This window comes from Streptomyces caeruleatus (genome assembly GCF_001514235.1).
GTDB classification, from domain to species: domain Bacteria; phylum Actinomycetota; class Actinomycetes; order Streptomycetales; family Streptomycetaceae; genus Streptomyces; species Streptomyces caeruleatus.
In genome coordinates this window covers 1-859 of the sequence record NZ_KQ948980.1, presented here as the reverse complement: position 1 = coordinate 859, position 859 = coordinate 1, and the positions used below count along the sequence as shown (strand labels likewise).

General features: G+C 70.3%; 1 protein-coding gene. It reads left to right on the top strand.

Annotated elements, in window-relative coordinates; genetic code table 11:
- The coding region (locus AQJ67_RS44365) for an acyltransferase domain-containing protein (protein ID WP_159058967.1) at nucleotides 1–859 on the top strand (859 nt) is incomplete at both ends.

The following is an 859-nucleotide window of genomic DNA, read 5'->3' as shown; positions in this document are numbered from 1 at the left end:
GGTGTGGTGTTCGTGTTCCCCGGTCAGGGCACGCAGTGGGCCGGTATGACGCGGGAACTGCTGGCCACCTCGCCCGTCTTCGCGGAGCGGATGCGGGAGTGCGCCCAGGCGCTCTCCCCGTTCGTGGAGTGGGACCTGTGGGAGATGCTGGGGGACGCCCAGGCGTTGGAGCGGGCTTCTGATGTGGTGATGCCGGTGTTGTGGGCGGTGATGGTGTCGCTGGCACACCTGTGGCAGTCGCTGGGCGTGACACCGTCCGCCGTGCTGGGCCACTCCCAGGGGGAGATCGCGGCGGCGTGTGTCGTGGGTGGGTTGTCGCTGGATGACGGCGCGAGGATCGTGGCGGTGCGCAGCCGGCTGTTCGCGAGGTCGTTGGCCGGGCGGGGCGGGATGGTGTCGGTGCAGTTGCCCCGGGCCGAGGCGGAGGTGTTGATCGCCCGGTGGGAGGGGCGGTTGTCGCTCGCGGCGGTCAACGGGCCGTCGTGGGTGGTGCTGTCGGGCGACACCGAGGCGGTGGAGGAGCTGATCGCGGCGGGGGAGGCGGAAGGCTTCCGGGTCCGTCGGATCGGTACGGACTGCGCGGGGCATTCCGCGCAGGTGGACCAGCTCAGGGACGAGATGCTGGAGGAGCTGGCCGGGATCACTCCGCTGGAGAGCGCGGTCGAGTTCTACTCCACGGTGAACGGTGAGCTGACGGGCACGCAGGAGTTGGACGCGGAGTATTGGTACCGCAACCTGCGGGAGACGGTGCGGCTGGCCGACACCACGCGGGTGCTGGCCGCGGCCGGCCACGGGACGTTCCTGGAGGTCAGTCCCCACGCGGTGCTGATCCCCAGCCTGGAAGAGACCCTGTTCGAGT